This is a genomic window from Microbulbifer sp. VAAF005 (assembly GCF_030012985.1).
Classification (GTDB): Bacteria; Pseudomonadota; Gammaproteobacteria; order Pseudomonadales; family Cellvibrionaceae; genus Microbulbifer.
In genome coordinates this window covers 3216275-3240255 of record NZ_CP120233.1, presented here as the reverse complement: position 1 = coordinate 3240255, position 23981 = coordinate 3216275, and the positions used below count along the sequence as shown (strand labels likewise).

Annotated in this window: 22 protein-coding genes and 1 pseudogene; 17 read left to right on the top strand and 6 right to left on the bottom strand. The window is 53.0% G+C overall.

Features of this window, described 5'->3' with window-relative positions; all coding sequences use genetic code 11:
• Nucleotides 1–143: 143 nt before the first annotated feature.
• Both argB and slmA read left to right on the top strand, forming a co-directional pair.
• The gene (argB, locus tag P0078_RS14410) at nucleotides 144–1061 is read left to right on the top strand and encodes an acetylglutamate kinase (protein ID WP_282930638.1); all 918 of its coding nucleotides are present in this window, start codon (nucleotides 144–146) and stop codon (nucleotides 1059–1061) included.
• Nucleotides 1062–1172: 111 nt separating this feature from the next.
• On the top strand, nucleotides 1173–1781 hold the full coding sequence (gene slmA / locus P0078_RS14405; protein ID WP_108735025.1) for a nucleoid occlusion factor SlmA: 609 nt from the start codon (nucleotides 1173–1175) through the stop codon (nucleotides 1779–1781).
• A 63-nt stretch (nucleotides 1782–1844) separates the two neighbouring features.
• Here slmA and P0078_RS14400 read toward each other — a convergent pair whose 3' ends face one another.
• Nucleotides 1845–2441 (bottom strand): hypothetical protein, encoded by a 597-nt coding sequence (locus tag P0078_RS14400; RefSeq protein WP_282930637.1) that lies wholly within the window; start codon nucleotides 2439–2441, stop codon nucleotides 1845–1847.
• A gap of 46 nt (nucleotides 2442–2487) precedes the next feature.
• On the bottom strand, nucleotides 2488–3141 hold the full coding sequence (gene pyrE / locus P0078_RS14395; protein ID WP_282930636.1) for an orotate phosphoribosyltransferase: 654 nt from the start codon (nucleotides 3139–3141) through the stop codon (nucleotides 2488–2490).
• A gap of 114 nt (nucleotides 3142–3255) precedes the next feature.
• Here pyrE and P0078_RS14390 point away from each other — a divergent pair, with 114 nt between their 5' ends.
• Nucleotides 3256–4023: an exodeoxyribonuclease III gene (locus P0078_RS14390; protein WP_282930635.1), complete on the top strand. Its 768-nt coding sequence runs from the start codon at nucleotides 3256–3258 to the stop codon at nucleotides 4021–4023.
• Nucleotides 4024–4085: 62 nt separating this feature from the next.
• Here the strand turns inward: P0078_RS14390 and rph are convergent, their stop codons facing one another.
• Nucleotides 4086–4805: a ribonuclease PH gene (rph, locus tag P0078_RS14385; protein ID WP_282930634.1), complete on the bottom strand. Its 720-nt coding sequence runs from the start codon at nucleotides 4803–4805 to the stop codon at nucleotides 4086–4088.
• Between the two features lie 109 nt (nucleotides 4806–4914).
• Between rph and P0078_RS14380 the strand changes: the two genes are divergently transcribed.
• From P0078_RS14380 to P0078_RS14345, 8 genes are all read left to right on the top strand, one after another.
• A complete protein-coding gene (locus P0078_RS14380; RefSeq protein WP_282930633.1) occupies nucleotides 4915–5802 on the top strand; it encodes a YicC/YloC family endoribonuclease in 888 nt (295 codons plus the stop codon).
• An 87-nt stretch (nucleotides 5803–5889) separates the two neighbouring features.
• Nucleotides 5890–6450, top strand: a complete 561-nt coding sequence (locus P0078_RS14375; protein ID WP_282930632.1) for a rhomboid family intramembrane serine protease — start codon at nucleotides 5890–5892, stop codon at nucleotides 6448–6450.
• Between the two features lie 529 nt (nucleotides 6451–6979).
• Nucleotides 6980–8713 carry a S8 family peptidase gene (locus P0078_RS14370; RefSeq protein WP_282930631.1) on the top strand — a complete coding sequence of 578 codons (1734 nt, stop codon included), beginning with the start codon at nucleotides 6980–6982 and terminating at the stop codon, nucleotides 8711–8713.
• Nucleotides 8714–9048: 335 nt separating this feature from the next.
• On the top strand, nucleotides 9049–10293 hold the full coding sequence (locus P0078_RS14365) for a sterol desaturase family protein (RefSeq protein ID WP_282930630.1): 1245 nt from the start codon (nucleotides 9049–9051) through the stop codon (nucleotides 10291–10293).
• Between the two features lie 223 nt (nucleotides 10294–10516).
• Nucleotides 10517–11137: a guanylate kinase gene (gmk, locus tag P0078_RS14360; protein WP_282930629.1), complete on the top strand. Its 621-nt coding sequence runs from the start codon at nucleotides 10517–10519 to the stop codon at nucleotides 11135–11137.
• Between the two features lie 98 nt (nucleotides 11138–11235).
• Nucleotides 11236–11499 (top strand): DNA-directed RNA polymerase subunit omega, encoded by a 264-nt coding sequence (gene rpoZ / locus P0078_RS14355; protein ID WP_282930628.1) that lies wholly within the window; start codon nucleotides 11236–11238, stop codon nucleotides 11497–11499.
• A gap of 51 nt (nucleotides 11500–11550) precedes the next feature.
• A complete protein-coding gene (gene spoT, locus P0078_RS14350; protein ID WP_282930627.1) occupies nucleotides 11551–13668 on the top strand; it encodes a bifunctional GTP diphosphokinase/guanosine-3',5'-bis pyrophosphate 3'-pyrophosphohydrolase in 2118 nt (705 codons plus the stop codon).
• 155 nt (nucleotides 13669–13823) lie between these two features.
• The gene (locus P0078_RS14345; RefSeq protein ID WP_282930626.1) at nucleotides 13824–14207 is read left to right on the top strand and encodes a Rid family detoxifying hydrolase; all 384 of its coding nucleotides are present in this window, start codon (nucleotides 13824–13826) and stop codon (nucleotides 14205–14207) included.
• A gap of 47 nt (nucleotides 14208–14254) precedes the next feature.
• On the opposite strand, the gene P0078_RS14340 is transcribed toward P0078_RS14345, so the two are convergent.
• Together P0078_RS14340 and P0078_RS14335 are read right to left on the bottom strand one after the other, a co-directional pair.
• The gene (locus P0078_RS14340; protein ID WP_282930625.1) at nucleotides 14255–15139 is read right to left on the bottom strand and encodes a sugar nucleotide-binding protein; all 885 of its coding nucleotides are present in this window, start codon (nucleotides 15137–15139) and stop codon (nucleotides 14255–14257) included.
• 141 nt (nucleotides 15140–15280) lie between these two features.
• Nucleotides 15281–15541: a GlsB/YeaQ/YmgE family stress response membrane protein gene (locus P0078_RS14335; RefSeq protein WP_108735039.1), complete on the bottom strand. Its 261-nt coding sequence runs from the start codon at nucleotides 15539–15541 to the stop codon at nucleotides 15281–15283.
• A 189-nt stretch (nucleotides 15542–15730) separates the two neighbouring features.
• Here P0078_RS14335 and P0078_RS14330 point away from each other — a divergent pair, with 189 nt between their 5' ends.
• Together P0078_RS14330 and recG are read left to right on the top strand one after the other, a co-directional pair.
• Entirely contained in the window at nucleotides 15731–16654 is a 924-nt protein-coding gene (locus P0078_RS14330; protein ID WP_282930624.1) for a hydrogen peroxide-inducible genes activator, read from the top strand.
• A complete protein-coding gene (recG, locus tag P0078_RS14325; protein ID WP_282930623.1) occupies nucleotides 16633–18738 on the top strand; it encodes an ATP-dependent DNA helicase RecG in 2106 nt (701 codons plus the stop codon). Before P0078_RS14330 ends, recG begins: the two co-directional genes overlap by 22 nt.
• Before the next feature lie 10 nt (nucleotides 18739–18748).
• Here recG and P0078_RS14320 read toward each other — a convergent pair whose 3' ends face one another.
• On the bottom strand, nucleotides 18749–20065 hold the full coding sequence (locus tag P0078_RS14320; protein ID WP_282934618.1) for a dicarboxylate/amino acid:cation symporter: 1317 nt from the start codon (nucleotides 20063–20065) through the stop codon (nucleotides 18749–18751).
• A 146-nt stretch (nucleotides 20066–20211) separates the two neighbouring features.
• Between P0078_RS14320 and P0078_RS14315 the strand changes: the two genes are divergently transcribed.
• The 4 genes and pseudogenes from P0078_RS14315 (at nucleotide 20212) to phoR (ending at nucleotide 23973) form a co-directional block, all read left to right on the top strand.
• Nucleotides 20212–20817 (top strand): chorismate--pyruvate lyase family protein, encoded by a 606-nt coding sequence (locus P0078_RS14315; RefSeq protein ID WP_282930622.1) that lies wholly within the window; start codon nucleotides 20212–20214, stop codon nucleotides 20815–20817.
• Nucleotides 20814–21695 (top strand): 4-hydroxybenzoate octaprenyltransferase, encoded by an 882-nt coding sequence (gene ubiA, locus P0078_RS14310; RefSeq protein WP_282930621.1) that lies wholly within the window; start codon nucleotides 20814–20816, stop codon nucleotides 21693–21695. Before P0078_RS14315 ends, ubiA begins: the two co-directional genes overlap by 4 nt.
• A 110-nt stretch (nucleotides 21696–21805) precedes the next feature.
• Nucleotides 21806–22509, top strand: a pseudogene (gene phoB, locus P0078_RS14305) (phosphate regulon transcriptional regulator PhoB).
• Nucleotides 22510–22593: 84 nt separating this feature from the next.
• Nucleotides 22594–23973 (top strand): phosphate regulon sensor histidine kinase PhoR, encoded by a 1380-nt coding sequence (gene phoR / locus P0078_RS14300; protein WP_282930620.1) that lies wholly within the window; start codon nucleotides 22594–22596, stop codon nucleotides 23971–23973.
• Nucleotides 23974–23981: the final 8 nt, after the last annotated feature.

The following is a 23981-nucleotide window of genomic DNA, read 5'->3' as shown; positions in this document are numbered from 1 at the left end:
ATAAAAAGGCGGCACAAAAGCTGTCGCCACTAGGCACAGCCCGTGTTGCTTAGTAAACAATCCACCACATTTGCTTTGAATCTTTGGCGACTCAGGTTCGCACCCTTGCCTGCCTGTCTATCGCCCTGTGTAAGGAACTGTCCATGTCCCTAGATCTAAACTCTGCGTTGAAAAGTGCCCAGGTTCTCAATGAAGCTCTGCCCTATATCCAGCGCTTTACGGGCAAAACCATTGTGGTCAAGTTCGGCGGTAACGCCATGGTGGATGAGCAGCTACAAAACAGCTTTGCACGAGATATTATCCTGATGAAGCTAGTGGGTATGAATCCCGTAGTCGTGCACGGCGGCGGTCCTCAAATTGGGCAATTACTAGACAAACTCAGTATTGAGTCCCGCTTCGTAGATGGGATGAGAGTCACCGATAGCGAAACCATGGATGTTGTAGAAATGGTCTTAGGGGGAACAGTCAACAAGCAGATCGTTAACTTGATCAATAAAAATGGGGGGCGTGCTGTGGGTGTTACAGGCAAGGATGGTCTGCTTATCAAGGCGCGCAAGTTAACGCGGAAAAATGAGAGTGCAGGGCTGCATGCCTCTGAAATCATAGATATTGGCCAGGTGGGAGAAGTCGAGAAAGTTAATATTGATGTGATCAATATGCTGGTTCACAGCGACTTTATCCCGGTTATTGCCCCTATTGGCGTCGACGGCAATGGGCTCTCTTACAATATTAACGCCGATCTCGTCGCCGGAAAAATTGCCGAGCAATTGAAAGCAGAGAAACTGATGCTACTAACCAATGTTGCGGGCTTGCAGGATAAGGAGGGAGAAGTTCTCACCGGTCTGAGCACCAATGAGGTAGAGAACTTAATTCAGGATGGCACCATCTATGGCGGCATGCTGCCGAAAATTGCCTGCGCTCTGGACGCCGTTCAAGACGGGGTAAATTCTGCTCATATTATTGATGGCCGTGTCCCCCACGCCATATTGCTCGAAATATTTACTGATCGAGGTGTAGGCACTTTGATTACCAACAATGAAGTGCAAACTATGGACCACTAGGCCCTTGGCAATTGAAGACAGCCCGGCGAATCGGTAGGATTCTGCCGCCGTCAAAATAAGACGACAAGAGCAAAACTAAATTCCGCCCCCCAAGCGGACCAAAGGCAGTCAATGAGCAGCGAAAAAATCAATCGGCGTCAACAAATCCTGGAAGCCCTAGCACATATGCTAGAAGTCAGCCCTGGCGCACGTATTACAACAGCAGCACTGGCCAAGGAAGTCGGTTTCTCTGAAGCCGCGCTATATCGTCACTTCCCCAGTAAATCCAAGATGTTTGAAGGGCTGATCGAATTTATTGAGGAGACAATCTTCAGCCGTATCGCAATGATCCTGCAGGAAGAGCCCTCAGCCCTCAATCGCTGCCAGAAAATTCTGCAGCTCCTGCTGGCCTTCTGTGAGCGCAATCCCGGCATAACTCGCCTGCTTACAGGCGATGCACTTACCGGCGAAACTGAGAGGCTGCACGGGCGCATCCTGCAGCTGTTTGATCGGCTGGAAACCCAGATCAGGCAGATCTTGCGTGAAGCCGAATTGCGTGAGCACCTTCGCCCGACCCTACCTCTCGGTGGTGCTGCCAATCTGCTGCTGGCCAGCGCAGAGGGGCGTATCGTGCAATATGTACGCAGCGGCTTTAAGCGGAAGCCTACAGAGTATTGGGCTGAACAGTGGCCCGTATTAACAGCTGGATTCTTCCGTGAGACGGTAGCTGCAGCCAGATAATGATTTCTTCAGGTGGGCTTTTAGTAGCAGCCCACCTGGGAAATTTAGATACCTGGAAACTGATTAACTCTCAGAGGTAAGTTCCGTATAGCGGGCTACCGCCTTATCGAAATCTGCTCCTATGGTATCCATCTCGGTCGCGCGTCGGTTAAGGCGTTCTTCAAGTACCTCCATTTCTTTTTGCAGGTCCACGATTCTCTGCAACAACTCGGGAGACACCTCTCGACCGCCCCGCTGCGTACGTGCAGCAGAGGCTTCCTCTTGAGCAATTTGTCGGCGCAGGCTGCCAATATTTGAACGCATGATCGCCATATCCTGCTCAACGATTGCCAGCTTGCGCGACCGTGCACTCTCAATATCCGCAATACTGTTATAACGCTTAAGCAGCTTGCGATCCGCTTTGCGCTGGGCCTCCAACTTAAGCTGGGCCTGGTGCTCTTCGGGGCTGAGCTGCGGTGCAACCACATCAACCACACGACCAGTGAGAGTAAGAATCTCATAGCCATTCGGAACAAATTCCGGCGGAATAGCATCGTTTATCACCAAGACACCCTGGTGATCAGTGTATCGATACAAAACACGGCCATTGTTACCATATGCCTCTAAAGACAACAGCAATAGGGTGCTGATCAATAAAGGCGCTATAGGGGCGATTCGCATCGCTCTACTCTCTGTATTAATCGGCCCGCGATTCGGGGGGCAAAATCTATTGACCCGCGACACCGTAGCGCTGCCGGTAGTCCACAATTTTCTGCAGAGTATCGCTATCTTTCGACTCCTGCTCGAGAAAGCTGATCACATCGTCTAGCTGTACGATGCCGACCACTGGGATATTGTACTGTCTCTCAACTTGCTGGATAGCGGAGAATTCACAATCTTCACTGGCCTTTTCCTGGCGGTTGAGGCCGATCACAACACCCGCTGCTTCTGCACCGTGAGATTCGATAATTTGCATCACTTCACGCACTGCTGTGCCTGCAGTAATGACATCATCGATAATCAAAACCTTGCCATTAAGCGGCGCACCTACTAAGGTTCCGCCTTCACCGTGATCCTTGGCTTCTTTCCGGTTGTAACAGAAAGGCTTATCGATCCCTTTTTGGGCCAGAGCCACAGCAGTCACCGCACCCAGCGGTATACCTTTGTAGGCCGGTCCAAAAATGACATCGAACTCCACTCCCGAAGCGATAATCGCCTCGGCATAAGCTTGTCCCAGCGCTGCCAGTGCAGCACCGGTATGAAAGCGACCGGCATTGAAAAAATACGGACTTTGACGGCCCGACTTCAATTTGAAGTCGCCAAAACACAGGACCTGATGATCCAGGGCAAGTTGGATAAAATCGCGCTGATATTGCTGCATGGAAAATTGTTAACTATTGGCTAAGGTGAAGGGAGACCTCCCCGTAGCATTCCCGGGGGTAGGCATGCATATAATGTTTCTAATGATACACAGTCCGCTGGTAAGGGGCTAATAATGCGAATAGTGAGCTTGTCGGTAGACGGCGTTCATCAGGCCGCACAACGCGGTCTCTACGATTGGTTGGCAGAGCAGGACGCAGACATCATCTGCCTTCAGGACCTGCGCTCTCTCGAGCCCGAACTGGACCATCCAATATTTCATCCCGACGGTTATTACAGTTATTTCTTCGACTCGGGAACTCCCCACGAGAACGGTGTGGCGATCTACACCCGCAGTCAACCCAAGGCCATAATATTTGGTATGGGTTTTGCGAATGGTGAAGATATGTACGGCCGCTATTTACAAGCGGACTTTGAGCGCCTGAGTATTGGCTCCCTACTTGCGCCAGTAGCTTCCGATGAGTCATCGTTAGATAAAAAAGTTCAGTTTTTTGAAGATATGCAGGCGCACCTGCTAAAAATCAGCCGCAAACGCCGCGACTTTATCTTCTGTGGTAACTGGGGCATGGCTCACCGTCGTGCCGACGTGCAAAACTGGCAGGATCATCAAGACTCCCCCGGTTTTATGCGTCACGAGCAACGCTGGCTTGACCAACTTTTCAACGATGTTGGTTATGTCGATGCTTTTCGGCGTGTGGTAAAAGACACCGATGAATTTAGCTGGTGGCCCAGCGGCACTGTCGGAGAAGGGGACGGGTGGCGTACCGATATGCAGATTGTTTCACATGGCCTGAAAAATCGTATCGAGTACGGTGCCATCAATAAAAATGTGAAGTTCTCCAGCCATTTGCCGGTGATTATGGACTACGAAATCGAAACCTGATTTGCATCAACTTCCAGCCCCTCTCCCTTGAAAAGCGGGGCTGGATTCGGGAAGTGCCGACTTTATTCGTCCAAAGCCAGCTTCTGTAGTGCGATCAACTCATCGATACCCGCCTTGCCCAGTCCCAACATCTGAGCAAACTGTTTCTCGGTAAACGGCTCGCCCTCGGCCGTGCCCTGAACCTCGATCATGCCGCCGTCAGCAGCCATGACCAAATTCATATCTGTATCCGCTGAACTATCTTCCGGATAGTCCAGATCCAATAGGGGCTCTCCCTGATAAATACCCACCGACACAGCTGCAACCATGTTCTTAAGTGGATCCTCGGCAATAATCTTCTCTCGCTGCATATGACGGAGCGCATCAACCAGTGCCACACAAGCACCAGTAATTGCTGCAGTTCGGGTTCCACCATCAGCCTGGATAACATCACAGTCTACGGTGATCTGGTTCTCACCCAGCTTCTCCAGATCTACTGCCGCCCGCAATGAGCGACCAATCAAACGCTGAATTTCCACAGTACGCCCGCTCTGCTTGCCCTTAGCCGCCTCTCTGGGCATGCGCGAACCTGTGGAGCGTGGCAACATGCCGTACTCTGCAGTAATCCAACCGCTACCCTGGCCGCGCAAAAACCTTGGGACTTCACTGGATAGAGAGGCATTACACAAAACCTTGGTATCACCAAACTCCACCAACACAGATCCCTCCGCATGACGGGTATAGTTGCGGGTAATTTTTACCGGGCGCAATTGCGCTGGGGCGCGGCCACTGGGACGCTGCATAGTCCACCTCAAATATTGAATGAAAGCCCCGCATTATATACCCCAGCATCGAGATCCAAACGCTGTGTTATTATGCCGGGCCGATTAATACGCCTGTAGGGGATCAGCTATGGCCAGTCAACGGGAACAGAACAAAGTGCGCAGCATGACAGCCTTTGGACGCGCCGAGGCCAATTACGCAAGCGGCACCGCTATCTGGGAGTTGCGCTCGGTCAACCATCGCTACCTGGAGCCACACTTCCGTTTGCCCGAAGCCGCTCGTCCTCTGGAAACACAGCTGCGCGATACTCTGCGTAAAACACTATCCCGAGGCAAAATTGAACTGACCCTGAGCCTAAAGGCTAATAGCGCCGAAAATACAGGTCTGGAAATCAACCAACCCCTTGCCCAGGCACTGATTCAAGCGGCAAGGCAGGTAGCGGATGGCGAGGATGTTCAGCCGCTAAACCCCTTGCAAATTCTGCAGTGGCCCGGCGTTATCAGAGAGCCAGAGGCGGATACCGATCAGCAATCCGCAACGATAGTAGAAGCTTTTCGCGAGGCACTCGGGCAACTGCGCGCAAACCGCGAGCGCGAAGGCGCTGAGCTGGCCAAATTTATTGAAGCCCGCCTAATCGGGATTGAAGCACAAGTCGCCAATGTTCGAGAGCTGCTTCCCCAAATTCTTGAGGCACAGAGGGAAAAGCTGCGCAGCCGCCTGGAAGAATTGCAAGTGGAGCTTGACAAGGACCGGCTTGAGCAGGAGATCGTCCTGTTGGCCCAGAAAGCAGATGTCGATGAAGAGCTCGACCGCCTCAGTGCGCACACCTCCGAAACACGCCGGGTTTTAGCCGGCGGTGGTTCAATTGGCCGGCGGCTGGATTTCCTGATGCAAGAATTTAACCGCGAAGCCAACACCCTCTCCTCAAAATCTGTGGTCACTGACACAACCCAAGCTGCGGTAGAGCTCAAGGTGCTGATCGAACAGATGCGCGAGCAAGTACAAAATATCGAGTAACACTTTGGAGCATTCTCACCAAAGTAATGAGTGCCCCCTGCTCCCAATTACGAGAAAAGCCAAGGTTCTCCCTTTTGAGGAAGATTTATGCGACAAGATCTGAAGTGGGTCGGTGCTATTTTTTTAGTGCTTGCTGCAATTGAGGTTATCAACATTCTGAGCGGCCGATCGCTTAATTACTTTGGGATTGTTCCCCGCTCAATTAATCACCTCCCTCATATCTTTTCTGCACCATTACTGCATGGAAGTAGCTGGCACTTCTTCTCGAACATATTCACTCTCTGCATCTTCAGTTTCTTAGTACTGCAATACGGGATCAAAACATACCTGAAAGTTACCCTGTTTATTGTGATCACCACCGGGCTTGCCGTTTGGCTTTTTGGTGGCAGGGGTAGTAATCACTTAGGGGCTAGCTCAGTAATCTACGGCTACTTTGGCTTTTTGCTTCTTGCGGGATTTATCAGCAGGAAATTTAGCCGTTTATTAATATCTATTGGGGTAGCCGTTCTTTATGGAGGGCTTATTTTCGGTGTCTTGCCACGGGGTGGTTTTATCTCCTGGGAGTCTCATCTATTTGGATTTATCTTCGGATTGCTAGCTGCAAAATTGTGGGCCAAAACCCCCAGCTATAATAGGGCCAGCTCCTAACACCAACCTTTCTAGCTCAACTATTGGGGCACCCCCTAATCCGAATGTCTAACCAGGCTCCAGGGGGGCTGCTGGCTCGCTAGTGAAAGAGCCTGAAAGTAAATCTTCTCAAATGCAGGGCGCACTTCATTGGGCATGCTCAGCAAGTTACCCGTTTCTTTGTGCAGTAATACTTATTTAAAAATATTCGTATATCAATCAAATTCTTCTTGTGACCCCCTCCACAACTCTCCTGTAGATAAATTCTCACTACCAGATTTTTTTACCAAAACTTATAAATTTGTCGCCAAAAGCCACACAAATTTAAAGGCTGAAGCTGAGGATAATAATTTCACAAACGTTATACAGGAGTACCATTTTGAAACTTTGGTACCAATTTTGGTCCAACTGACTTGTCGATTAGGAACAAGACAGTTTCTAGACCCATCCGTTAAGCAAATTTATTTTGTCAGCGCGGAGTTATTCAGGAGTCTTCGGTCTATCAGAATACTGATAACCGGATTAAAAATATCTCGGAGATATAACAATAATGAAATCATCATTGAAAAGTCTTTTACAAAAGACGACTCTGGCGAGTGCGCTTTCGTTACTGTGTACAACACCTTTTGCTGCTCACGCAGCAGAGGCTGATAATACACTGGTGACTGACCGCATCATCGTAAAGTACAAGGAGAGCGCTAAAGTTGGGAAGGCTGCTACCATGGCCGATGAGACGGTCGAGAAAGCTTCTCGCCGCGCCGGCCACAAGATGCGTCACCTTCGCCGTATGGCCACCGGTGCCCAGGTAATGCGCCTGGAAGGCCGTAAAAATAGAACTGAAGTAAACGCAATCATCGACCGCCTTAAACAAGATCCGGATGTGGAATACGCAGAGCCGGACTTGATCCTACAGGCCATGGCCGAACCCAATGACCCGAGCTACCTCAGCCAGTGGCACTACTATGAATCCACCGGTGGTTTGAACTTGCCAGAAGCCTGGGACGTCACCCAAGGCGATGGGGTAGTCGTTGCCGTACTCGATACCGGTTATCTGCCCCACGCCGACCTGGTCGACAATATTCTGCCAGGCTACGACATGATCTCAGACACTTTCGTTTCTGTAGACGGAGATGAGCGGGATGACGATCCCACAGACCCTGGCGATTGGTATGAAGCCGGTACCTGTGACGAAACCTCCGAAAGCGACAGCAGCTGGCACGGGACTCATGTAGCAGGCACTATCGCTGGTGTTACCAATAACAACATGGGTATAGCCGGTGTTGCCTACGAGGCTAAGATCGTACCCGTACGTGTACTCGGACGCTGTGGTGGCTATACCTCAGATATTGCCGACGGCATCATCTGGGGCGCCGGCGGCTCTGTTAGCGGCCTGCCCACCAACGAAAATCCCGCTCAAGTATTGAACCTGAGTCTCGGCGGCAGCGGCAGCTGTGCTACCACAACGCAAAGCGCTATCGATACCGCACGCAGCCTCGGCGCAACTGTTGTTGTGGCCGCTGGTAACAGTGGTGCAAATGCTAGCCAGTACACCCCCGCCAGCTGTGATGGTGTAATTACAGTCGCTGCAACTGACCGCACCGGCGGCCGCTCTTACTACTCCAACTTTGGCAGTGTGGTAGATGTTGCCGCACCGGGTGGCGCACAGAGCTTCGCAAACGATTCCGATGGTATCCTGTCCACCTATAACAACGGCTCCACAGATGCCGGCAGCGATAGCTACTACTACAGCCAGGGCACCAGTATGGCCGCCCCTCACGTGGCTGGTGCTGCTGCGTTGATTTATGCGGTTGACCCCAACGTAACCCCAGATGAAGTTGAGTCGATCCTCACCAGCACTGCTCGCAGCTTCCCATCATCCTGCAACAACTGTGGCTCCGGTATTGTCGACGCTGCAGCTGCTGTAGCCATGGCTAGCGGCGACGATAGTGACAATGGCGGTGATGATGACGACAGCGGCAGTAGCACGGGCTGGACGGAAACCAATCTCTCCGGCAGCCAAGGTAACTGGACTGACTTCACCATCGATATTGAAGCGGGAACTTCCACCCTTACTGTAGAGATGTCCGGCGGCTCCGGCGATGCTGACCTCTACGTACGCCATGGAAACTATCCCACCCAGCGTAGGTATGACTGTCGTCCTTACCTCTCTGGCAACGATGAGACCTGCACCATCAGCAGCCCGGATTCCGGTACTTGGTACATTAGTATCTACGGTTATGAATCCTACACTGGTGTCACTTTAGAAGCAGAAGTTACCGAGTAAATCTCAGGCTTCACAGCGTACAAAAGGCCGGCATATGCCGGCCTTTTTTCTTTCAAAATCCACAGCGGAGTACCGCTCCCCAAAGAAAGCTATACGCAATTGTTTTTAACTACACCGAGCCACTAAAGTGGATAAACTAACAGCCCATCCCTACCAATCTAGCAATTCGTTCCAAGTAGACTCCGCTATTTTGATCCTGCTGCTTACTTGTTTTAAAAAACCTCAACGAATACTGACTGATTTTAGAATCCAGCCTTCACCGATGTTTGCGCTCCTGTAGCGATATGGCAGAGTGCATCAGATATGCTATCTAATAATAAAAATAAGGGGCTTCTGTGGACCTGCTTACTTTTGCCATTCCATTTTTCCTCTTCTCCATACTAATGGAGTTCGCCCTAGATCGCTGGAAGGGCTGGGGTATCTACCGACTGAATGATGCTGTTGGTAACCTCAGTACGGGAATCCTCAATCGCATTATTGGGATGACCTACAAAAGCTTGTTCCTCATTATCTATATCCCGCTATTTACGTTACTAGAACCCTACTATCAATGGGTTGGTTTCAGCTGGTCAATCGACAATGGTTGGCACCTGGCCCTGGCAGTTCTCGCCTATGACTTCTGCTACTACTGGAAGCACCGTATTTGCCATGAAGTAAATATCTTTTGGGCAGAGCACTTAGTGCATCACCAGAGTGAGGATTTCAATCTGAGTACAGCTTTGCGCCAGTCTTCCGGGGGGTTACAACTGGACTGGATATTTTATCTACCGCTGCTGCTAATTGGTTTACCAGCAGAGATTGTTATTGTTGCCGGAGCCATAGATCTTATTTACCAATTTTGGGCACACACACAAAAGATACCCAAAATACGCTGGTTGGAATGGTTTGTAGTTACTCCCTCTAACCACCGGGTACACCACGCCCAGAACCCCATCTATGTAGATAAAAATTACGGGGGGATATTAATTGTTTGGGACCGTTTATTTGGCACATATCAGCCAGAGATTGAGGGTGAACCCTGTTTATATGGCGTGCGCAAGCCACTGAATACCTTTGATCCTGTCGCAGCCAATTTACAGCACCTGAAACGAATGGCTGTCGATGCCTGGTACACAAAAAGCTGGTGGGAAAAGCTCACTTTGTGGTTTCGCCCAACCGGATACAGGCCTGCAGATGTTGAAAAATCCATGCCTGTGGCTTCCACTAACCTCGCAAACTTTCAGCGTTTTAACCCAGACATCAGCCTTGGTGCACGTAACTACGCTTTCGCGCAACACCTCTGCTACACCGCAGCAACCTTATCACTCCTATGGTTCAGTGCCGCCTTAAGCTTTTGGCAATTAATGGGCGCAGTAATAGCACTGATTATTTGCCTTTCCATTAACGGAAGAATACTGGATGGTCATCCTAACTCCAGACACCTCGAGCTAACAAGGCTCGCGGCACTGATCGGCGCTATCCCTCTACTAAGCAATACGTTTGTACCATTCTTTGCGTCCTACCTATTTACTAGCACGTTGGTATGGTGGTGGTTGGCAATCCGGCGCAAAGAGGATAGAGTCACTTTCGTTAGCGATTAGCAACAGAGGGAAATCCTTGATCACAGGTGGTTGGTGGTGATTAAGAAACTCCCGCGAGGCTATCCCGGCCGGGCTCAGGCGCGCAGGTGGTAACGTGCCCTGAATCTCCCAACAGATACCCCCACTCCGGCCGGGGGCTAGCCTTGTCCCTTCACGACACTCTTTCATCTTCAGGCACAAGCTTCGGTTATAATGGGCTCTTTGCTCGCGAACAGGATCAGTTGTGCAAACAGGAACTCTCTACACCGTCTCCGCCCCCTCCGGTGCAGGAAAAACCAGCTTGGTCAAAGCGCTGGTAAACAGCGACAGTCAGGTTACCGTATCGGTTTCCCATACCACTCGCGCCATGCGCCCAGGTGAGACCCATGGCATTGACTATCACTTTGTCGAGCGGGAAGAGTTTTTGGCAATGCTGGAGCGCGATGCTTTTTTTGAGCACGCCCAAGTTTATGGCGATAATTACTACGGCACCGCCAAAGCTGAGATCGAAGAGACTCTTGCCAGTGGTCGCGATGTAATCCTAGAGATCGATTGGCAGGGGGCCGAACAGGTTCGTCGCCTGCGACCTGATGCAGTGGGTATTTTTATTTTGCCTCCGTCCCAGGAAGCCCTGCGCGAGCGCCTCACCGGACGCGGTCAGGACGATCAAGCGGTCATTGATCGCCGTATGGACCAGGCCATCGACGAAATGACCCATTATGTCGCCGCAGATTACCTGGTAATCAACGATAACTTCGACCAAGCGTTAACAGAGCTGCGTGCGATTATCGTTGCCCAGCGACAGCGCTTAGAGCTGCAGCAACTGCGCCACGGCGACCTACTTCAGGCACTGTTGCGCCACTGAACCAATTGATCGAATTGCATACATTTCCCGGTCCGGTAAAATAGCCGGTCCCCTGTACAGAATTTGCCTTCGGGCACAGCAAATGGAAACGAAAGTTTATGGCACGTATTACCGTTGAAGATTGCCTTGAGCATGTGGACAACCGCTTCGAGCTCGTTATCGTCGGCAGCAAACGCGCCCGTCAGATCGCTACAGGCGGCAGGGATCCATTGGTTCCCGAAGAAAACGATAAGCCCACGGTAATTGCCCTGCGCGAAATCGAAGAGGGCCTGGTGGATGCCGCCATCCTCGACGAGCCGGAACGCGAAGAGGCACCTGCTCCTATCGTTACCCCCAACTACCTAACAGATCAGCAAGTCTGATCAGGTCTCTTACTAGGTACTTTTTGAGTTTTACGAGAGGCGCGCGCGGCATTGCACACCATAGATAGTTTGGCCCACCGCCTCTCCTCATACCTTCCCCCCGACCAGATCCAAATCGTTCGCCGCGCCTATTTTTACGCGGAGCAGGCTCACGATGGTCAGCAGCGCCGTTCCGGCGAGCCCTATGTCACCCACCCGCTGGCAGTTGCCACTATTCTCGCGGGCATGCATATGGATCACGAGAGCCTGGCGGCAGCCATGTTGCACGATGTGATCGAGGATACGGGTATCCCCAAGGCAGCTCTGGCTGAGCAGTTTGGTGGAGAGGTTGCCGACCTGGTCGATGGGGTCTCGAAACTAACCCAGTTCGAGACCGACAGCCCGGCAGAAAAGCAGGCGGAAAACTTCCAGAAGATGGCGCTAGCCATGGCCCGCGATATCCGCGTGATTCTGGTCAAGCTGGCCGACCGCCTGCACAACATGCGCACTCTCGGCGCACTGAAACCGCAGAAGCGTGCCCGTATTGCCCGCGAGACGCTGGAGATCTACGCACCCATCGCCCACCGACTGGGTATGAACGACGTTCGTATCGAGTTCGAGGATCGCGCTTTTTTTGCCATCTACCCACTGCGTGCCAGCCGCTTGCGCGCCGCCCTGGTCGCCGCCCGCGGCAATCGCAAAGAGCTGCTGGAACAAATTCAGAATGCTATAGAACTGCGCTTGCAGCGGGAGGGCATCAGCTCTCTGGTGATTGGTCGGGAAAAGCACCTATTTAGCATCTACCAAAAGATGCGCGCCAAGAAGAAGTCCTTTAAGGAGATAATGGATGTCTACGCTTTCCGCATCATTGTGGACAGTGTGGATACCTGTTACCGGGTTCTCGGTGTTATGCACAGCCTGTACAAACCGGTAATCTCCGAGTTTAAAGATTACGTCGCTATCCCCAAATCCAATGGCTACCAGTCACTGCACACAGTGCTGCTGGGTATGCACGGGGTGCCCATTGAAGTTCAGGTCCGCACCAAGGAAATGGATGAAATGGCCAACAGTGGCATTGCTGCCCACTGGCTGTACAAAGCCTCAGGCGATGAGGTGATCAATACCGGTGGCACCAGCCAGGTGCGCGCACGGCGCTGGGTCCAGGGACTGCTAGAGATGCAGCAGCGCGCCGGCGACTCGCTAGAGTTTATTGAAAACGTAAAAATTGACCTGTTCCCGGATGAAGTTTACGTCTTTACCCCTAAAGGACAGATCGTCGACCTCCCCGCAGGAGCCACTGCTGTGGACTTCGCCTATTCCGTACACACGGATATCGGCAACTCCTGTGTTGCCGTGCGTATCAATCAGCGCCTGGCCCCTTTGTCCCAACCTCTGGAGAGCGGGCAAAAAGTCGAGATTCTCACGCGCAAAACTGCACAGCCAAACCCTAACTGGCTCAATTTTGTAGTAACCGCCAAAGCGCGCAGTGCTATCCGTCACTTCCTCAAGCACCAGCGTCACCACGATTCCATTACCCTGGGCCGGCGCCTGCTGGAAAAAGCACTCAGTAAGTTCGACACGAGCCTAGACGCGCTATCACCAGAGCAATTAGAAGCGGGCCTCAAAGAAGCGAAATGCGCAACTTTGGACAAGCTGCTGGAAGAGATAGGTATGGGCAGTAAAGTGGCCTTCTCTGCCGCTAAATTACTCGCGCCCGTCACCAGTGAAGAGACTGAAGCCAGCAATATCTCTTCTCCCTTAACGATCGATGCCCAAGAGGGCATGATGATCAGTTTTGCCCGCTGTTGCCGTCCTATTCCCGGGGATGCCATTATCGGCCATATCAGCTCGGGCAAAGGCGTAGTAGTACACCGCGACACCTGCCGCAATACCGGTGATTTTCGCGAGCACCCAGAAAACATCATGCTGGTGAACTGGTCACCGGATGTGACAGGGGAGTTCCTCGGTGATGTGCGGGTAGAAGTCGAGTCAGAGAGAGGGATTATTGCCCGACTGGCTACTCGTATTACGGAAGAGGGCGCCAGCATCGAGCAGATCAATGTGGATGAGAAGGATGCTCACAACAGCGTGATCTCCCTGACCCTGGAAGTCAGTGGCCGTGTACATTTGGCGCGGGTTATGAAGCGCCTGCGCAACCTCCCTTCTGTCATACGCATCGCCCGCCCTTGAGGAACACAAGGGAATCTCATTGGGAACTGCCATTAGGCTTCAAAGCGCGATATATTTAACCGACTTCTGAAAGCCCCGCAAATAAGTATGGGATTATTCGGAAGTTCCGTATAGGTCTTCCTTTTCAACAATATTGATAAGTAATGGAGTACCCCATGCCCAATCGAGCCGTTATTAAAACCGACCGGGCACCCGCCGCAGCTGGTACCTATTCCCAGGCAGTAAAAGTGGATAATACTGTTTACCTGTCGGGACAAATCGCTCTGGACCCAGAGACACAACAGATGATTAGCGGAGGTTTTAGCGATGAAGTCCACCAGGTCTTTCGCAACCTCAGCGCAGTCTGTGAGGCCTCTGACGGATCGCTCCAGCATATTGTGAAACTCAATCTCTACATTACCGACAGCAGCAACTTTGCCGCTGTAAATGAGATAATGGCAGAGTTTTTCGAAGAGCCTTATCCCGCCAGGGCAACCGTCGTCGTCAAGGAGTTGCCGCGGGGAGCCCTTTTTGAAGCCGAAGCGATTATGGTGACCTGAGGCAAGAAGTTCTCGCCGATGCTGTGGCAATAATTGAGGAGGGCAGCTCAGCCCTCCGACTCCAACAGAGCGCTATAGCCCACCTTGTAATCTGGATACTTCAATTCGTAACCACTGGACAGCATCAACTGATTGCTGAGCTTTTTCGAGCGGCGCTCGCTCGTTTGCACAATCTCGCGCAGGTGGGCACTGGTATATCCCATCGCTTTTACCAACCACTGTTGCAGCTCGTACATCGGCACAGGCTGGCTATCGGCGCCTATATAAAGAGGCTCCGGGACCCACCCCTGTTTGTGCCTTTCAATAAGGTGCAATAAAAAACCAATACAATCATCGACATGGATGCGATTGCTGTATTGCGGTGGCTGGGGAGGAGCGCAGCGACCAGCGCGAACCTGCGACAACAAGCGATCTCGACCAGGCCCATAAATTCCCGCAAAGCGCACAATGCAACTGTTGGGAATTGCGTTGCGAATGATCTCTTCAGCTGCCAGCAAACTATCTCCCTGAAAACCACTGGGCAGAGGTAAGGTTTGCTCATCGATAAAGTCATCGCCGCTTTGGCCATAAACACGAGTAGATGAAACCCAAATAACCAAACGCGGTGGGGATGGAAGGTGCGGAACAACTTCAGCAACTGCCTTTGCCGTTTCCACATAGGCGCGGTGATAGCCGGTTGGCGTGTGCTCAGTGGGGGTAAATGTCGCGAGAATGACATCCGCCCCCGTAGACAACAAGCGTTCAATATCCTCTTTCTTAGTGGCATCCCCCCGGCGCCAATTCACCACATCTGCCCGGCGCTTACTCGCCAGAGCTACCAGGGGATTGCGCCGCATTCCATAAACCGCGTATTGCTTTCGGTCTATATGCAGTGCCAGTCTCGCCCCGAGGTCACCACACCCAAGGATCCAAAGCTTTTCTTGTTGTGTCATATAGTTCCCGGTGAACAATCTTTGCTGCTCACCTTATTCCCTTGATTCAGTGCTATTCAGTCCTAAGGTGCTGGGGTCATTTGGGCAAATTCAAATTCGGAATGCTTATAGTTCGCCGCCGAGGCTCTCCCCAAAGGCGGACTAGTTGCCACGCCTTTTGAACATGCGATAGATCGCAAGAAAAATTATCGCACCAATCGTAGCCGTTATTATGTCGCCAATTCCGAAACCAGTCACTGGACCACCGAACCCAATCAGGGCACCCAGCCAGCCTCCAATAAAGGCACCAACAATGCCGATGACCATAGTGACTATCCAACCACCAGGATCTCTCCCGGGCATAATCCACTTTGCCAAAGCGCCGGCAATCAACCCGAGAATGACCCAGGACAGAACTCCCATGACGTATCTCCGTTCGGTGTGCCCCTTACAGATATAGCAAAATTTTGCGCCTCAATCCCACCTGAATTCCCAAAACTAGTAAATTTTCCCAATATTCGCTCTCAGCTTACAGATTGAGACAGGGTATTGGCCAGCGGCGATTATTTATGAATAATTACTATTACTAATGGCCATCTAATTGCCTCAACCATGACTCTCAATGAACTGCGCTATATCGTAACTCTCGCCCAGGAACAGCATTTTGGCCGTGCCGCCGAGCGCTGTTACGTCAGCCAACCGACACTCTCTATCGCGGTAAAGAAACTGGAGAAAGAGCTCGGTGTCGCCCTGTTTGAGCGCTCAAAAACTCGAGTGCAGGCAACACCATTGGGCGAGAGAATTGTCGCCCAGGCCCAGCTGGTTCTGGAACAATCAGCAGCCATCAAAGACATTGCCAGCGCCGGCAAGGACCAGCTGGCTAGCCCCCTGTCTGTTGGCGCCATCTTTACTATTGGGCCCTACCTGTTCCCACACTTTATTCCCCAACTACAGCATTTGGCACCAGAAATGCCACTCTATGTTGAGGAGGGATATACCGCCACGCTGAGACAGAGGCTACGCAAGGGCGAACTGGATGCCATCATTATTGCTCTCCCCTTTACCGAGCCCGACGTTGTCACCCAACCCCTGTACGACGAGCCATTTGTTGTATTGATGCCCGCAGGCCATCCACTTACAAAGCAGGAGGTTATCTCCCCGGATCAACTCACTGAAGACAATGTGCTTCTGCTGGGTGAGGGCCACTGCTTCCGTGATCAGGTACTGGAAGCTTGTCCACACCTGCAACTAACCATGGAAAAAGAAGCGGGCGGCGGCAGCATACGCACAGCCGCAGATGGCAGCTCACTGGAAACACTCCGCCATATGGTGGCCTCAGGGCTTGGAATTACCGTATTGCCACTCTCAGCCGCCACCGCATCACAGTACGCCAGTGGCCTGCTGGAGACCCGCCCCTTTACCGCACCGGGCCCACGCCGCACCGTAGCACTGGCCTGGCGGGCAAGCTTCCCCCGACACCGCGCAATCGACATACTGCGAGAGGCCATCAGCCAGTGTCACCTGACCGTGGGATAGATAACAACCTGGCCGAGCTGCCCGTTACCACCCTCAAAGGCGTGGGGGATAAATTTGCTCAGGTGTTGGCCAAACTCCATATCAACTCCCTACAGGATTTGGTTTTCCACTTGCCTCTACGCTACCAGGACCGCACCCGGGTGGTGCCTATTGCCGGCCTCACCGCCGGTATGGATGTGGTAATCGAAGGGGAGGTCAGTGCCGCCGATGTCGTATTCGGCCGCCGCCGCAGCCTGGTGGTCAGATTACAGGATGGCAGCGGTACCTTAACTCTGCGCTTTTTTCATTTTTCTGCCGCACAGAAAAGCCGCTTTGCCCGAGGAACCCGAATACGCTGCTTTGGGGAGGCCCGTCGCGGAGCCAACGGCCTGGAGCTCTACCACCCGGAAACGGAAATCGTCGGTATCGAAAACGCGGAGACCGCAGATACCCTTACGCCGGTTTACCCGCTAACAGAAGGTGTGAGCCAGGCCCGTATGCGAGGATTGGTGGAGCAGGCACTGGTTCTGCTGAAAAACGGCGCAGTGACCGAGTTCTTGCCGGCAGGGCTATTACCCAAATCACTGCGCTACCCCCTCGGGGACGCATTACTGTATTTGCACGCCCCTCCAGCTGGCACCCAGCTAGATCAACTGGCAGCAGGTACTCACCCCGCCCAGCAGCGTCTGGCCCTGGAAGAGTTACTGGCACACCATCTGAGTCTGCTGGAGTTGAGGCGCAATAGCGCTAGGGTAGCGGCACCACCTCTGTCCGTTAACCGATCCCTGGAGCGAGACTTTTTGTCGCGTCTGCCATTTTCCCTCACCGGCGCACAGCAGAGAGTTTGCGAGGAAATCGCTGAGGATCTGGCTCAACAAACCCCGATGATGCGCTTATTGCAGGGAGATGTGGGCGCGGGAAAAACCCTGGTCGCCGCTATGGCTGCCCTAAAGGGCATTGGAACCGGTGCTCAAGTAGCAGTCATGGCACCGACAGAAATCCTGGCAGAGCAGCACCGGATCAATTTTTGTAATTGGCTGGAACCTTTGGGTATTGAAGTTGCTCAGCTAACGGGCAGCTTAAAGGCTGCCGAGCGGCGTAAACAGCTGGGCAAGATAGCCAGTGGCGAGGCCCAGTTAGTGGTGGGAACCCACGCACTCTTCCAAGAGGAGGTGGCTTTCCGCAACCTGGTGTTAGTGATTATCGATGAGCAACACCGCTTTGGCGTACAGCAACGTCTGGAGCTGCGTGAGAAAGGGGCGGCAAGTGGAGCTACCGGCAGGCTGCAACCCCACCAGCTGATTATGACCGCTACACCGATTCCCAGGACCCTGGCGATGTCCGCCTTCGCCGACCTGGATTGCTCGATCATCGATGAGCTGCCGCCGGGGCGCCAACCCATCAACACCGTTGCCATTGCCAATGATCGACGCGACCAGGTTATGGAACGGGTGCAAAGCGCTATCGCCGAGGGCCGCCAGGCCTACTGGGTCTGTACCCTTATCGAGGAATCAGAAAGTCTGCAGGCCCAGGCCGCAGAATCAACCGCCGAAGAGCTCGCCGAAATGCTCGAAGGCGTTCGCGTAGCCTTGGTACACGGCCGCCTGAAGCCAGAGCAAAAAGAGCAGGTGATGAGCGCCTTCAAGGCCGGGGAAGTGGATTTGCTGGTGGCAACCACGGTCATTGAAGTGGGCGTAGACGTGCCCAATGCCAGCCTGATGATTATCGAAAACCCCGAACGCCTGGGCCTGGCCCAATTGCACCAGTTGCGCGGCAGGGTCGGGCGCGGCTCCATCGCCAGCCACTGCGTGCTGCTGTACGGCACACCGCTATCGCAGAATGGCCGCGCCCGCTTGCAAGCGCTGCGTCAACACAGTGATGGTTTTGCTATTGCAGAGGAAGACCTGCGTCTGCGCGGTCCCGGTGAAATCCTCGGCACCCGCCAGACCGGGGAGATCCAGCACCGTATCGCAGACTTGCAGAGAGATGCTGAACTGCTGCCGCAAGTGCAAAAAATTGCTACTTCCCATCAATTGACAGAGGGCATGCGACAACAGTTGATTAAACGCTGGTTACAGAACAAGCCCCGATTTGCCGAGGCTTGAGGAGAGCGCCCTAGTGGGCGCCTACTGTGTTGTTGTCGTTAATGCTGACACTCTTGTAATTGGCATCGTAGTAAGTCTCTTCGTCCAGGGCACCTTCACTCTTCGCCACGACACTACTTACTACCGCGTCACCGGTAATATTGACCGCCGTGCGCACCATATCCAGCAGGCGATCTACGCCGATCACAATGGCAATCCCCTCGAGCGGCAGACCCACCTGCTGCAATACCATACCCAACATAATCAGGCCGACGCCGGGCACCCCAGCAGTACCGATAGACGCCAGGGTTGCTGTCAGGATCACCGTCAGGAAGCCGGTCAGGCCGATCTCAATTCCAAAGAACTGGGCAATAAAGACCGTAGCCACACCCTGCATAATCGCGGTGCCATCCATATTGATGGTCGCGCCTAAAGGAACAGTAAATGCGGCAATTTTATTATCCACGCCCAAGCGTTTCTCCACAGTTGCCAGGGTGACCGGAATAGTGGCTGCAGAAGAAGCCGTACTGAAAGCAAAAATCATGGTTGGGCGCATCTTCTTAAGCAACTCCAACGGATTGAGGCCACTTAGCAGTTTTAGAATCACTGCGTAAGTACCTAAAGCATGCAGAAGCAGAGCGCCGAGTACGACTAGGAAATACTTACCGAGCTGAATCAACCCCTCAACCCCAAGGTCGGCAAAAGTCTTCGCAAGCAGGGCAAATACGCCATAAGGAGCAAATACCATCAGCACACCGACCATGCGCAATACAACGGTATTGAGATCATTAAAGAAGGCGGCAATACGCTGACCCGGCTCTCCGCAACGGGAAATCGCATAACCCATCAACAGGGCAAATACGATAATCTGCAGCATATTCCCCTCAGCCATAGCAGCGACAGGATTGGTCGGGAATATATTGATCAGTACCTCTGAAAGCGGTGGAGACTCCTTCGGCACAAATTTTGATGCAGCTTCAGCTGCAGCCTCATTAACACCAACCCCAGGCTGGAAGATCAATGCCAGACACAACGCCAAAGTAATGGCGATAGCCGTTGTCACCATATAAAGAAGGACAGTTTTACCCGCCAGCGGTCCAATTCGGCTGCCTTCCGATAGGGCACAGGCACCGCTGATCAGTGATACCAGCACCAAAGGCACCACCATCAACTTCAGCGACGCGATAAAGATACGACCAATAACATCGAATAGGCCTTCGGTTAGGTAAAGGTTAATAGCGCTGTTTACACCGGCACCGAACAACTGGCTCATATTCAAGAAATTGAATATGCACCCAACGGCAATACCCGCAATCATCCCCACTAAGATTTTGGTAGTAAGCCCCATAACAAGCTTCTCTTTATGAATCGTTGTTTTCATTGCAGTGAGCACTATATCCATTGCCGTGCTGGGGAGCAAAAATCCAACAGGGAGAGACCTGCTGCCACCGGCCGGGATACAATGGGGTCTTTACCCAGACTGCGGAGTTATCGTTGCACCAATCACCATTTGTGCCCTCTGGCGATTGGCAGAGTTTGCCTCTAGACACACAACAGCAACCGCCCAACACCCTGGTGCCCTGGCTGACCTATTCCGACTCGCTCACCGCCGCTCTCAAGCAGCAAAGTGGCGGGGACTTTTATGTCCGTGTGCTTTATCAAGGTTGGCAGCCTCCCCGCCCTGAAGAAGTTCGCGCACTGGGGCTGAACCCTAGCAGTCGCGCCCTGATTCGGGAGGTATTGCTCTATGGTTGCGGGCAGCCCTGGGTGTATGCCCGCAGCGTGTTACCTGAGCGCAGCCTGCAGGGAAAATCTCGCAATCTGCGCAGCCTGGATGCCCGCCCACTGGGGGAGCTGCTGTTTAGTGAACCGGGCATTCGCAGAGGGGAAATCACCCTCAACCTGCTGCAAAAATCTCCTGGCTGCGCCGATCGCGAACTTGGAGATAAAGATTTTGAAGTCTGGGGGCGCCGCTCGGTATTCTGGTTGCGAGACAAGCCCTTGCTGGTAGCGGAAGCTTTTCTCCCCAACTTCAAGCCGACAGGTGATCCCATACCACAAGAAGCTGCCCAAACTATCGCAACTGAGGACTCACTGTGATCAGCCAACAGATCGCACAACGCTGGCCCACCGTGCTGCCCTACTGGCAGCTGACACGTATGGATAAGCCTATAGGTTCACTGCTGTTGCTCTGGCCCACTTGGTGCGCACTATGGTTAGCCGCTGAAGGATGGCCGGGATTTCACTTGTTTCTCGTTTTTACACTCGGTGTGATCCTAATGCGGGCGGCAGGCTGCGCAGTGAATGATTTTGCCGATCGCAAAATTGACTCCCATGTAAAGCGCACCGCAGGGCGTCCCCTGGCCACCGGTGCGCTGACACCAAAATCTGCCTTGGCGCTTTTCGCCGGGCTCAGCGCTGCCGCCTTCCTATTGGTACTCACCACCAACACACTCACGATTCTCCTATCGTTTTTAGCCCTGGCCCTGGCATTCGGTTATCCCTTTGCGAAGCGCCACACACACCTCCCCCAGCTGGTCTTGGGTGCCGCCTTTAGTATGGGAATTCCCATGGCATTCGCAGCGGTTACAGGAGAAGTGCCAGCAGAGGCCTGGTTGCTCTATACCGCCAACCTGGTTTGGACCCTGTGCTATGACACTTTCTATGCGATGGTGGACCGCGATGATGACCTTCAAATCGGTGTTAAATCCACAGCTATTTTGTTTGGGGAGATGGACAAGGTCATAACAGGTGCCTTACAACTTATAGTTCTAGCGGCCCTACTACTGATTGGGTCAAATTTCACACTCGGACCTCTTTACTACTTAGCGCTATTACCCGTTACGGGTTTATTCGTTTATCAGCAGTGGCTAGTTCGAAACAGGGCGCGAGAGGGCTGTTTTCAAGCTTTTATCAACAATAATTGGGTAGGGTTTGCCATTTTCGCCGGCATATCGCTGCATTTTCTGCTGAATTAAAGACATAGTGGGCACCGGAAGCTGGGCGTCATATATTTGTCATATAAATCCCGTTTAATCCTCGGCCATAACTGGGGAAACCCTGACAACAGAGCGGGTATGGCAGGCAAATGCACAGTAAAACGATCCTGATTGTCGATGACGAATCCGCAGTGCGCGATATGCTGCGGGTCGCACTAGAAATGGCAGATTACCGATGTCTTGAGGCGGAGAACGCCCAGGAAGCTCACGCCCTGATAATCGACGAGAAGCCAGACTTAGTTTTGCTCGACTGGATGCTACCGGATGTTTCCGGGGTAGAGCTGGCAAGGCGCCTCAAGCGCGATGAACTAACCACCTCGTTGCCGATCATCATGCTCACGGCAAAAGGTGAAGAAGACAATAAAATCAAAGGGTTAGAGACCGGGGCCGACGATTACATCACCAAGCCTTTCTCCCCCGAGAGCTGGTTGCACGCTTAAAGGCCGTACTGCGCCGCGCGGGCCCGGCAACCCCGGAAGAACCGCTCAGTGCCGGCGCACTGATATTGGACCCACTGAGTCACCGAGTCACTATCAAAGGGCAGCCGGTGGATATGGGGCCAACAGAGTTTCGCCTGCTCACCTTCTTCCTCTCCCACCAGGAGCGCGCCTATACACGCACCCAACTCCTCGATCATGTGTGGGGTGGGAATGTCTATGTGGAGGAGCGCACCGTGGATGTCCATATCCGCCGTCTGCGCAAAGCCCTGGCCATTGATGGCCACGACCGCTATATCCAGACAGTTCGCGGCACCGGGTATCGGTTTTCTGTGCAAACCGTAGAAAAAGTGTGACAATCCTCTCTGGATCGGTACCGATCCCTGCAGAATCAAACCTCCGCACTTAACGGGTGCGGGCCTGGTTCCATGAGGTATTGAATGCGGGCGGAAGAGGCTGTGCCACTGCCGCCATCTATCAGGCAACACGGCAACTCTATGTTGGATCGCAGTATTGGCGAGTTCTCGCGTTTCGTAATTATCGCCCTGGGATGCACCATTCTCGGTGTCACCTCTGGCAGCTGGTCTCTCGCCCTGATTGCGGGATTGGCCAGCTACCTGATCTCAGTGCTGTGGCAACAGCAACGTTTCAACCGCTGGCTGGCAAACGGCAGACGCGGCCCAGCCCCAACCGCCTTTGGTATTTGGGGCGAAATCTACGACGACTTTTACCGTATGCAGCGGCGCCACCGCCGCGAGAAGCAGAAGCTGCACGTGATGTTGCGCCGAGTGCAAGACAGCACCAGCGCACTGCGCGAAGGCATTGTAGCCCTGGAAGACGGCGATAACCTGGCTTGGTGGAACCCTGCAGCGGGTGAACTCCTTGGGTTGCAAGCCAGTGATTCCGGCCAGTCATTAGTCAACTTTGTCCGCGACCCTGGCTTTGTCAGCTATATGCACGGTGATAACAGCGGAGAACCCCTCACTCTGCCCGCACCTGGCAATGAAGCCCGCATGTTACAGCTGGAAGTCACCCGCTACGGTAAAGATGAGGCTTTGGTCATTGTTCGCGACATCACCCGTTTACACAATCTCGAGCAGATGCGCCGGGATTTTGTCGCCAATGTTTCCCATGAGCTGCGCACCCCCCTCACGGTAATTGCCGGCTACCTGGAAACACTGCAAAGCAGTGATATGGCACCGCCTCCCTGGAGGAAACCCCTGGCTCAAATGGAGGAGCAGACTGGCCGCATGAGTACGCTGGTCAATGACCTGCTGCTATTGGCTCGCTTGGAGACCTCAGAACGCAAAAGCGGGGATATGGCTGTAGCCGTACCAGAACTGATTGAGAGGGTGGCCCAGGAAGCGCGCAGCTTCAGTGGCGATCGGCATCATCATATCGAAGTTGATTGCAAAGGGGATTGCTACCTCAATGGAGACCCCGGCGAATTACACAGTGCGTTTGCCAACTTAGCTTTAAATGCAGTGAAATACACTCCCGAAGAGGGCGGAATTCAATTGCGCTGGTGGCAGGATGACAAAGGCGGGCACTTTTCCGTAGAGGACAACGGTATCGGTATCGATTCGATCCATATTCCCCGCCTGACTGAGCGCTTCTATCGAGTTGATCCAGGCCGCTCACGGGACAGTGGCGGCACAGGTCTCGGGTTGGCGATCGTTAAGCATGTGTTGCTGCGACACAATGGAGAAATGAGTGTAGAAAGCACGCCCGGGCAGGGCAGTCTCTTCACGCTTCACTTTCCGCCAGCAAAGCTGGCTCAAAAGCCAGCATCCAGGTTGAGTTCTGAAGCCGCTAATTAAAGCGGCTT

Coding starts and splice junctions, on each gene's coding strand:
- P0078_RS14345 (WP_282930626.1), top strand. CDS start 13,824: ATGCCCAATCGAGCCGTTATTAAAACCGACCGGGCACCCGCCGCAGCT.
- P0078_RS14375 (WP_282930632.1), top strand. CDS start 5,890: ATGCGACAAGATCTGAAGTGGGTCGGTGCTATTTTTTTAGTGCTTGCT.
- P0078_RS14380 (WP_282930633.1), top strand. CDS start 4,915: ATGGCCAGTCAACGGGAACAGAACAAAGTGCGCAGCATGACAGCCTTT.
- P0078_RS14320 (WP_282934618.1), bottom strand. CDS start 20,065: ATGGGGCTTACTACCAAAATCTTAGTGGGGATGATTGCGGGTATTGCC.
- argB (WP_282930638.1), top strand. CDS start 144: ATGTCCCTAGATCTAAACTCTGCGTTGAAAAGTGCCCAGGTTCTCAAT.
- P0078_RS14390 (WP_282930635.1), top strand. CDS start 3,256: ATGCGAATAGTGAGCTTGTCGGTAGACGGCGTTCATCAGGCCGCACAA.
- P0078_RS14370 (WP_282930631.1), top strand. CDS start 6,980: ATGAAATCATCATTGAAAAGTCTTTTACAAAAGACGACTCTGGCGAGT.
- slmA (WP_108735025.1), top strand. CDS start 1,173: ATGAGCAGCGAAAAAATCAATCGGCGTCAACAAATCCTGGAAGCCCTA.
- phoR (WP_282930620.1), top strand. CDS start 22,594: ATGCGGGCGGAAGAGGCTGTGCCACTGCCGCCATCTATCAGGCAACAC.
- P0078_RS14335 (WP_108735039.1), bottom strand. CDS start 15,541: ATGGGAGTTCTGTCCTGGGTCATTCTCGGGTTGATTGCCGGCGCTTTG.
- rpoZ (WP_282930628.1), top strand. CDS start 11,236: ATGGCACGTATTACCGTTGAAGATTGCCTTGAGCATGTGGACAACCGC.
- P0078_RS14340 (WP_282930625.1), bottom strand. CDS start 15,139: ATGACACAACAAGAAAAGCTTTGGATCCTTGGGTGTGGTGACCTCGGG.
- pyrE (WP_282930636.1), bottom strand. CDS start 3,141: ATGCAGCAATATCAGCGCGATTTTATCCAACTTGCCCTGGATCATCAG.
- rph (WP_282930634.1), bottom strand. CDS start 4,805: ATGCAGCGTCCCAGTGGCCGCGCCCCAGCGCAATTGCGCCCGGTAAAA.
- P0078_RS14400 (WP_282930637.1), bottom strand. CDS start 2,441: ATGCGAATCGCCCCTATAGCGCCTTTATTGATCAGCACCCTATTGCTG.
- P0078_RS14330 (WP_282930624.1), top strand. CDS start 15,731: ATGACTCTCAATGAACTGCGCTATATCGTAACTCTCGCCCAGGAACAG.